Source organism: Streptomyces sp. NPDC053755, assembly GCF_040677675.1.
In the GTDB taxonomy this organism is placed as follows: Bacteria; Actinomycetota; Actinomycetes; order Streptomycetales; family Streptomycetaceae; genus Streptomyces.
Genome location: NZ_JBFASK010000001.1, coordinates 326957 through 335969, shown reverse-complemented (window position 1 = coordinate 335969; position 9013 = coordinate 326957). Strand labels below are relative to the sequence as shown.

7 protein-coding genes are annotated in these 9013 nt (G+C 70.7%); 3 read left to right on the top strand and 4 right to left on the bottom strand.

What is annotated here, in order from left to right:
- Positions 1 to 265: 265 nt before the first annotated feature.
- Positions 266 to 1318 (top strand): AI-2E family transporter, encoded by a 1053-nt coding sequence (locus AB0K65_RS01470; protein ID WP_365713630.1) that lies wholly within the window; start codon positions 266 to 268, stop codon positions 1316 to 1318.
- A 215-nt stretch (positions 1319 to 1533) separates the two neighbouring features.
- Here AB0K65_RS01470 and AB0K65_RS01465 read toward each other — a convergent pair whose 3' ends face one another.
- Both AB0K65_RS01465 and AB0K65_RS01460 read right to left on the bottom strand, forming a co-directional pair.
- Positions 1534 to 2352: an MBL fold metallo-hydrolase gene (locus AB0K65_RS01465; protein ID WP_365713119.1), complete on the bottom strand. Its 819-nt coding sequence runs from the start codon at positions 2350 to 2352 to the stop codon at positions 1534 to 1536.
- Between the two features lie 254 nt (positions 2353 to 2606).
- Positions 2607 to 4820 carry a SpoIIE family protein phosphatase gene (locus AB0K65_RS01460; protein WP_365713117.1) on the bottom strand — a complete coding sequence of 738 codons (2214 nt, stop codon included), beginning with the start codon at positions 4818 to 4820 and terminating at the stop codon, positions 2607 to 2609.
- 135 nt (positions 4821 to 4955) lie between these two features.
- Here AB0K65_RS01460 and aspS point away from each other — a divergent pair, with 135 nt between their 5' ends.
- Positions 4956 to 6773 (top strand): aspartate--tRNA ligase, encoded by a 1818-nt coding sequence (aspS, locus tag AB0K65_RS01455; RefSeq protein WP_365713115.1) that lies wholly within the window; start codon positions 4956 to 4958, stop codon positions 6771 to 6773.
- 86 nt (positions 6774 to 6859) lie between these two features.
- Positions 6860 to 7507: a Uma2 family endonuclease gene (locus AB0K65_RS01450; RefSeq protein ID WP_365713113.1), complete on the top strand. Its 648-nt coding sequence runs from the start codon at positions 6860 to 6862 to the stop codon at positions 7505 to 7507.
- 29 nt (positions 7508 to 7536) lie between these two features.
- Here the strand turns inward: AB0K65_RS01450 and AB0K65_RS01445 are convergent, their stop codons facing one another.
- Positions 7537 to 8019, bottom strand: coding sequence for a barstar family protein (locus tag AB0K65_RS01445; RefSeq protein WP_365713111.1), 483 nt, complete (start codon positions 8017 to 8019; stop codon positions 7537 to 7539).
- A gap of 470 nt (positions 8020 to 8489) precedes the next feature.
- Positions 8490 to 8924, bottom strand: a complete 435-nt coding sequence (locus AB0K65_RS01440; RefSeq protein ID WP_365713109.1) for a hypothetical protein — start codon at positions 8922 to 8924, stop codon at positions 8490 to 8492.
- Between the last annotated feature and the right edge of the window lie 89 nt (positions 8925 to 9013).

Sequence of the window (9013 nt, the reverse complement as noted above, 5' to 3'; positions counted from 1 at the left end):
GGCGGGCCTCCGCTTGCTCGAGGGGGTGCGGCCGGCCGGTCCGGCGGCCGGGGGCGCCCTGCCAGGTCCGGCGGCGGGGCCGCCTGGCCCGGCTCCGTCCCCGGCGCCCCCGCCTGCCTCCGGTCTGACGAGGCGTCACCCGCGCGGCCCGCCCCGCAGGACGGCGTACGGGCCGCGTGATCGGGTGGGGACCGTGCAGCAGCAACCGCCCGCGCCCCCGCACCCTCCCCCGCATTCGCCGCCGCCTCCGGGCCCGCGGCCGCTCCTGCCCGAGGCGGTCCGGCGGGTCGCCGCCTGGTGCGTCGTCGTGCTGCTGCTGACCGGGGTCGCCGCGGTCGGCGTGTGGCTGTGCGTCGTCTTCAAGACCGCCGTCACCCCCGTCCTGCTCGCCCTCCTCGGCACCGCGCTGCTCGGTCCGCTCTACCGTCGGCTGCTGCGCGTCAAGGTGCGCGAGTCCCTCGCCGCGGCGATCACCTGCGTCGCCGTCGTCGCGGTCGTCGGCGGCGCCGCGTACATCGTCGTCAGCGCCCTCGTCGAGACCGGCGACCAGATCGTCGCCTCGCTGCGTCAGGCCGCCCGGGACCTGACCCGGCACCTCGGCGCCACCGGGACGTCCCTGGACGACGTCGCCGCGAACGCGAAGCAGCTCCTGGAGAAGTTCGGCGGCACCGCCGCCTCGGGGGTGATCAGCGGCCTGAGCGTCGTCGGCGAGATGATCGCCGTCGCCGTCCTCGCCCTGCTCCTGGTCTTCTTCTTCCTCCGGGACTCCGACAAGGCGGTCGGCGCGCTGCGCTCCCTCGCCCCGCGCTCCACCGGCGACACCGTCGAGGCGATCGGCCGCCGCGCCTTCGAGGCCGTCGAGGGCTTCATGCGCGGCACCACCCTCATCGCCCTGATCGACGCCTTCCTCATCACCATCGGTCTGCTGGTCCTGCGGGTCCCCGGCGCCGTCGGGCTCGGCGCGCTCGTCTTCGTCGGCGCCTACATCCCGTACCTCGGCGCCTTCATCTCCGGTGCGGTCGCCGTCCTCGTCGCCCTCGCCGACCGCGGGGTCGTGATCGCGCTGTGGGCGCTCGGGGTCGTCCTGGCGGTCCAGGTGCTCGAAGGCCACATCCTCCAGCCCGCGATCCAGAGCCGGACCGTGCAGATGCACCCCGCCGTGGTGATGCTGACCATCACGGCCGGAGCGTCCGTCGCCGGGATCCTCGGCATGCTGCTCGCGGTCCCGCTGACGGCCGCCGCGTTCGGCGTCGTCGGCGAACTGCGCGGGCGGTACGAGAAGCAGCGGGCCACGCTCGCGGAGGGCGACGGGGGCTGACGCCCGCTCCAGTTGCCGCGCGCGGGGCCGATGGCGTCGGGGTCGGTGGCGGCGGGTGGGTGGCGTCGGGGGCCGCTGGGGTCGGGCCAAGGGCCCGGCCGGCCCCGGGGCCCGGTCACCTGCCGGGCGGAGCAAGGCGAGCAAGGCGAGCAAGGCGAGCAACGCGAGGGAAGCAAGGCGAGGCGAGGAAGGGACGGCGGGGCGGGTACGGCGGGTCAGGTGGCCGCCGGCATGCCTCCCGGCTCGAAGCCGGCCAGCATCTGCTCCAGCGCGGCCTGGTCCGGTCCCACGAACGGGTCCGAGTCCGGCGCCATGCCGATCGTGTCGAGAAGCGAGTCGATCATCCGGACGGCCGGCGGCAGATGCGTGCTGAGCACGATCTCCGGGTTCATCTCCCGCAGCGGATCCATCGACGCCCGGTACTTCGCCGCGTCCACCATGTGCACCCACGGACTGTCCACGGTCGCCCAGAGCAGCTGGGTGGCCCGCAGCTCGTCCGGCTTCAGGTCGGCGGCGTGTCCGCTCTCGGCCAGCTCCGCGGTCGGCATCGGCCCGCCGAAGCAGTCCGAGGTGAAGCAGGTCCGGGTCTTGTCGTCGTAGAACCCGACGGTGGCCGGGTTGTCGAAGAGCGGCGGCCTGAAGGCGCGCAGGGTCCGGTCGCCGACGTCCAGCGACTGGCCGGGGTTGAGGAAGTAGACGCGGTCCGGGGGCAGCGGGCGCTCGGTGGTCATGATCCCCGCGCCGATGAAGGTGGTCACCACGCGCGCCCGGGGCGCGGCGACGAGCAGGTCGAAGATGCCGCCGGTGTGGTCGCGGTCGGGGTGCGTGAGCCAGATCCAGAGGATGTCGGCGGGGTCGACCACGCCGCCGATCGCGCTGACGAAGTCCCGGTCGGAGACGGAGAGCCCGGTGTCGACGACGACCGGCTCCCTCGCGGTGAGGACGTAGGCGTTGACGGGGATGTGGCCGATCCCCGGCACTTCGAGGCTGTCGGCCAGGACGGTGGTGTCGCTTCCGACCTTGTGGGTGTCCATGGTGTGCGCTCCGTGGTCCCCCCGGCGGCGGCCGTACGAGTCCAGTCTCCTCCGCCCCCGCCCGCCCCGCGCGCCCGGGGAACCGGCGCGGCCGGGGCCGTACCGCCCGCCGGAGCCCGTACCCGTCCACCGGGCCGGGGACCAGAGCGGACCCGTACCGTCCACCAGCCCGTACCGCCCACCGGGCCGGCCTCGTACCGTCCCCCGCCCCCCGCGTACCTGTACGCCCCAGGGATCTCGCCCCACAGCCCCGCCTAGGCGCAGCCGCCCCCGACGCCGCCCTCGTCCCCGCCGGCCGGCGGCTCGTTCAGCTCGAACCAGATCGACTTGCCCTCGCCGCGCGGATCCACGCCCCAGGCGTGCGCCAGCATCTCCATCAGCACCAGACCGCGTCCCGACGAGGCCATCTCCCCCGGGTGCCGCTTGTGCGGCAGCTCGTCGCTGGAGTCCGCGACCTCCACCCGCAGGCGGCGCGTCTTCTCGTCGCAGGTCACCTCGGCGACCAGCAGGGCGTCGCCGTCCGTGTGGATGAGGACGTTGGTGACCATCTCCGAGACCATCAGGACCGCCGAGTCGACCTGGTCCGCGTCGGCCCAGTCGTGCAGCAGCTGCCGCAGGTGCTGACGGGCGGCGGCGATGCGCTCCGGCTCGGCCTGGGCGACGGTCATCATGGTGCGGCGCGGGGCCTCCCGCGCGATCGTGCCCTGGCGGGAGACGAGCAGCAGGGCGATGTCGTCCTCGCGGCGGTCGGCGAGCGGCCCGGTGGTGTGGTGGGAGCCGGGGCCGTGGACCGCCTGGACGAGCTCGTCGGCGAGCTCCTCGAGGGACTCGCCGTCGTGTCCCTCGAGGAGCTCGCGGACCCGTTCCCAGCCGCTGTCGAGATCGTGGCCGCCGGTCTCCAGGAGCCCGTCGGTGCACATCATCAGGGTCTCGCCGGGCTCCAGGGTGAAGCGGGTCGTCGGATAGTCGGTGTCCGGGTCGATGCCCAGCGGCAGCCCGCCGGCCGTGGGCCGCAGCAGGACCGTTCCGTCGGTCATCCGGACCGCGGGGTCGGGGTGTCCGGCCCGGGCGATGTCGACGATCCCGGTGACCGGGTCGATCTCCAGGTAGAGGCAGGTGGCGAAACGCAGCCCGCCGCCGTCCTCCCCGCGCCCGCCGCCGCTTCCGTGGCCGTCGCCGAGGGCGAGGTCGCCCCGTGCGCGCCCGCCGCCGTTCCCGCTCGCCTCGCCGTCGCCGCTGGTGATCCCGTACAGGAAGCGCGAGGCGCGGGAGAGGACGGCGTCGGGCCGGTGGCCCTCGGAGGCGTACGCGCGCAGGGCGATCCGCAGCTGCCCCATCAGCCCGGCGGCGCGGACGTCGTGGCCCTGGACGTCGCCGATGACGAGCGCGATGCGCCCGGTGCCGGCGCCGCCGGCCCGGGAGGTGCCTCCGGGGAGCGGGATCATGTCGTACCAGTCCCCGCCGACCTGGAGCCCGCCGCCGGTCGGCACGTACCGGGCGGCGACCTGGAGGCCGGGGGCGCCGGGCCCGAGGACGGGCATCATCGTGCGCTGGAGCCCGAGCGACAGCTCGCGCTCGGACTCGGCGACACCGGCCCGGGCGAGGGCCTGGGCGAGCATGCGGGCGACGGTCGTCAGGACGGAGCGCTCGTCGGGGGTGAAGGCGACGCGGTGCTTGAAGGCGGCCATCCAGGCGCCCATGGTGCGGCCGGCCACGATGAGGGGGAGGTAGGCCCAGGACTGCCGGCCGAAGCGCTGCGCGAGCGGCCAGGTGACCGGGAAGCGCCGGAGGTACTCCTCCGGCGACGGCAGGTAGATCGCCCGTCCGGTCCGGGCGACCTCGGCCGCCGGGTAGTCGGTGTCGAGGGACATCGAGCTGAAGGGGCCCTCGTCCCCGGCGTGGTGCCCGTGGTGGCCGATGATCGTCAGCCGGTCGCCCGCGACCCCGAAGACGGCGAGGCCGTCCGGCGAGAAGCCCGGCATCGAGAGGGAGGCCGCGACGCGCAGGACCTCGGCGGTCGACCGGGCCTCGGCGAGCGCCCGCCCCGCGTCGAGCAGGAACGCCTCGCGCGAGCGGCGCCAGTCGCCGGTGATGGGGGTCCGCGCGGCGGTGCCGGGCTGCGGCTCGGCGACTTCCTGCAAGGTGCCCACGAGGGTGTAGTCGTCACCGTCGATGAGCGGCTTGGACCGGCTGCGTACGGTACGGATCACCCGGCCCTGCCCGTCCATGATCCGCAGCCGGGCCTCCGCGAGGGTCCCCTCCGCGACGGCCAGGTTGACCACGCCGTCGATCTCGTTCCAGTCGACGGGATGAAAGCGGGAGCGTACGGCCGCCTCGGTCAGCTCGGCGGGCTCGGCGGGCAGCCCGAGGAGCCGGGCGGCCTCGGCGTCGAGCGTGACGATCCCGGAAGCGTTGTCCCAGCGCCACAGGCCGGTCGCGATCGCGGCCAGGACGTCCTCGGTGCGCATTGCCCTACTTTATGAATATCGGACAGCAAGACGCCACCGAGAGTATTCGAAAAGCGATCTTGGGTGGCCCGGTACCCTTGACGGGCCTGGACACGTCCCGGCTCCCCACCGATTTCGAAGACTGGATGAACGACGATGCATCGGTACAGGTCCCACACCTGCGGCGAGCTCCGCGCCTCTGACGTCGGCACCGACGTCCGGCTGAGCGGCTGGCTGCACAATCGGCGCGACCTGGGCGGCATCCTCTTCATCGATCTGCGCGACCACTACGGCATCACGCAGCTCGTCGCCCGCCCCGGCACCGCCGCGGCCGAGGTCCTCGACAAGCTGACCAAGGAGACCGTCGTCCGCGTGGACGGCAAGGTCGTCTCCCGCGGCGCGGAGAACGTCAACCCCGAGCTGTCGACCGGCGAGATCGAGATCGAGGCGGCCGACGTCGAGGTCCTCGGCGCGGCCAAGCAGATCCCCTTCACCATCAACGCCGACGACGGCGTGAACGAGGAGCGGCGGCTCGAGTACCGCTTCCTCGACCTGCGCCGCGAGCGCATGCACCGCAACATCATGCTGCGCTCCGCCGTCATCGCCGCCATCCGCTCCAAGATGGTGGCCCTCGGCTTCAACGAGATGGCGACCCCGATCCTGGCCGCCACCTCCCCCGAGGGCGCCCGCGACTTCGTCGTCCCGTCCCGTCTGAACCCGGGCAAGTTCTACGCCCTGCCGCAGGCGCCGCAGCAGTTCAAGCAGCTGCTGATGATCTCGGGCTTCGACCGCTACTTCCAGATCGCGCCGTGCTTCCGCGACGAGGACGCCCGCGCGGACCGCTCGCCCGGCGAGTTCTACCAGCTCGACGTCGAGATGAGCTTCGTCGAGCAGGAGGACGTCTTCCAGCCGATCGAGAAGCTCATGACCGAGCTTTTCGAGGAGTTCGGCGGCGGCCGCCACGTCACCTCCCCGTTCCCGCGGATCCCGTTCCGCGAGTCGATGCTGAAGTACGGCAACGACAAGCCGGACCTGCGCACCGCGCTGGAGCTCGTTGACATCACCGACGTCTTCGCGAACTCCGAGTTCAAGGCCTTCGCCGGCAAGCACGTGCGCGCCCTCGCGGTCCCGGACACGGGCGACCAGCCGCGCAAGTTCTTCGACGGCCTGGGCGACTACGCCGTCTCCCTCGGCGCGAAGGGCCTGGCCTGGGTCCGCGTCGGCGAGGAGGGCGCCCTCACCGGCCCGATCGCCAAGTTCCTCACCGAGGAGAACGTCAAGGTCCTCACCGAGCGCCTCGGCCTCGCCGCCGGCCACGCCGTCTTCTTCGGCGCCGGCGACTTCGACGAGGTCTCCAAGATCATGGGACCGGTCCGGGTCGAGGCCGCCAAGCGCGCCGGCCAGTTCGAGGAGAACGTCTTCCGCTTCGCGTGGATCGTCGACTTCCCGATGTACGAGCGGGACGAGGAGACCGGCAAGATCGACTTCTCGCACAACCCGTTCTCGATGCCCCAGGGCGGCCTGGAGGCCCTGGAGACCAAGGACCCGCTGGACATCCTCGGCTGGCAGTACGACATCGTCTGCAACGGCATCGAGCTCTCCTCCGGCGCCATCCGGAACCACGAGCCCGAGATCATGTTCAAGGCCTTCGAGATCGCGGGCTACTCCCGCGAGACCGTCGAGACCGAGTTCGCGGGCATGCTCCGCGCCTTCGAGTACGGCGCCCCGCCGCACGGCGGCATCGCCCCGGGCGTGGACCGCATCGTGATGCTCCTCGCCGACGAGCCGAACATCCGCGAGATCATCGCCTTCCCGCTCAACGGCAACGGCCAGGACCTCCTGATGGGCGCCCCGACGGAGCTGGACGAGACCCGCCTGCGCGAGCTGAACATCCAGCTGCGCAAGCCGGTCGAGAAGAAGCTGGTGGACGACCGCCCGGTGACGGAGTCGGTCCACCCGGACGCGGCGCGGTAGTCGGCACGTCAGTAGCCGTCCCACGGACGGGTGAAGGCCCGGGCTCCTCGGATCCCGGGCCTTCGGCATATGCCACGCTGCCGCCCATGGCGACTGTGACGAACCCGGCCGAGTCGGCCGGCAAACCCGTACCGTGGGAGGCACCACCGATCTGGGAGGAGTCTGCCGTGAGCGTCCTGACGCAGGAGGGGTTCGAGGAACTCGCCCGTCTCGGCGAACGTGTGGACGAGACACTGCGCCTGGAGTTCATCGACGGCAGGATCGGGGAAAAGGCAGTGCCCGACGGCGACCACGGGCGAATCATCGCCTGGCTGACGCGACTGTGCATCCAGAGCAACACGGACTGGTGGCTCTATCCGGACCAGGGCCTACGGATCGAGAAATACCGCAAGGGCAATGCCCGCCCCGACGGCTGCCTCGTCCCGCTGGACGCCTTCGTCGGCCAAGGCGAGTGGGCGAACGCCGACGACGTCCTCATGGTCGTCGAGGTCACCTCCGGCGACTCGGACACCGGCCGTCGCGACCGGGTCGAGAAGCCGCGCGCCTACGCCGAGACGGGCATCCCGGTGTACCTGCTGATCGACCGGACCACCGGCGAGGTCAAGGTCCACTCCCAGCCGGACGGCGAGCGCTACGAGATGGTGGCGACGGTCCCCTTCGGAAAGACGGTCACACTCCCGGACCCGGTGGGCCTGGAACTGGACACGGCGCCGCTGAAGGACTGGGCGGGCTGAGGGGCCCGGGGTTTGGCCGGGGAAGCTGCTCACCTATCCGTATCGATCGAGCCGGTGGTCCGATCCTCGAATTCCCGAAAGAAACCCAAGAAGTCAGCCACTGAATCCTCGGCACACGACAGGACGATGGAGAGCTTGCTGAGTGTCATGCCCTCGGGGCGCTTCACATAGGACCACGACCTGCCGGAGCGCCACAGGGACGCCAGAAACTCCCTGCGTGCGGCGTCATCCGCGGAGAGCGCGTGCTCGGCAGATTCGATGATCAGCACGTGATGATCCGACGAGAGCCACTGAAGGTCCCGAAGGCAGTCGTTGACGGCGTTCCAGTTCCAGCCGAAATACTCGGGGAACTTCAACGCCTCCTGAAATTTCTGGAACGCCGACACTTCGTCGGGCATCTCGTGGCCATGCAGACGTGCCACGTAGACGCTGCCCGACATGGGCAGCAGCCCACCGAGGGGAACGCCGGCGCCTGGGTGCGTCACGATGTGCAGCCAGGGGGCGATGTGCATCGTGGAGTCTTGTCTCATTTCCCCGCCGTCAAGGAACCAATGCGCAGCGCCTGCTCATCGCAACGAGGTCACGATGATCCAGTGCTCATACTCTTCCGAGGTGACGGCGCAAAGGGTACGTCCGTCTACGGAGACGGCAATCAGCTCGAATTTTCCTACAATCCGCTTGATGCGGGGAAGCAAGTCCTCTCCTGCCGAATTCCGGACGCGAACCCAGCCGATCTCGAGAGCTCCGCTCCCGGGGGGAAGGATAGAGAATTCCCCGTCATCAGAATAGAAATTCGCCCTCCGAGTCTCCTCCTGCCAGCGGTGGCTCAGCTCCATCTCTGCTCCTGAGGCGGACCGGTCGACCCTGATCGTGAAGCCGCATGCTGTAAGTCGCTCGCGCAACTCCGAGGCCCTCGACGGGGCTTCCCTGGTCATCCGCTGTCATCTCTCCCCGGGGCCGCAGTGTGATTGCCGCCCATGCCCTAGATAGGGGCGTGCCGGGTCAGGCGTGACGCGGTCGCCGTGAATTCGAGATGGGATCCTGTCGCTTCGACGGTCACGTGGACACCCTCGCGCGCGCAAGGCCGCAAAGTGACTGCCGCGTCGCGAGCGCTGAAGTCCCAGCCGGTGACCTTGCACAGACTGTCAAGCTCCTGAGAAAAGACATGACGGCCTCCATCCGCTCCGTCCTGCAGCTTGAAGGCGCTCACATGGCCCACCATCACGGAGGCGCTACTGGTGAAGCCGAGGTCCACTCCTGAGCCCGTCACCCGCACGCGCACCCTGTGCTCTTCCAGCGGCTTCGCGTCGAAGGAAGCGGAGTGAGCAGGAGGATCCCACGCCGTGAGGGAAAACTCTTCCACCGCGAGTAATTGCAGATGGCACTGGATATGGTGTCGATGTCCATGCCTTTCCATGCCGGAGGGATGTTTTCGGGGAAGGTCGAAAGATCCACTCGGAGGGTGACTGTAGACCCCTGCCAGTCCGGTTTGATGGATCGCAGGCG

What these genes read in the sequence shown, in the direction of transcription:
- AB0K65_RS01465 (WP_365713119.1), bottom strand. Translation starts at nt 2,352, where the DNA reads ATGGACACCCACAAGGTCGGAAGCGACACCACCGTCCTGGCCGACAGC.
- AB0K65_RS01460 (WP_365713117.1), bottom strand. Translation starts at nt 4,820, where the DNA reads ATGCGCACCGAGGACGTCCTGGCCGCGATCGCGACCGGCCTGTGGCGC.
- aspS (WP_365713115.1), top strand. Translation starts at nt 4,956, where the DNA reads ATGCATCGGTACAGGTCCCACACCTGCGGCGAGCTCCGCGCCTCTGAC.
- AB0K65_RS01450 (WP_365713113.1), top strand. Translation starts at nt 6,860, where the DNA reads ATGGCGACTGTGACGAACCCGGCCGAGTCGGCCGGCAAACCCGTACCG.
- AB0K65_RS01445 (WP_365713111.1), bottom strand. Translation starts at nt 8,019, where the DNA reads ATGCACATCGCCCCCTGGCTGCACATCGTGACGCACCCAGGCGCCGGC.
- AB0K65_RS01440 (WP_365713109.1), bottom strand. Translation starts at nt 8,924, where the DNA reads ATGGAAAGGCATGGACATCGACACCATATCCAGTGCCATCTGCAATTA.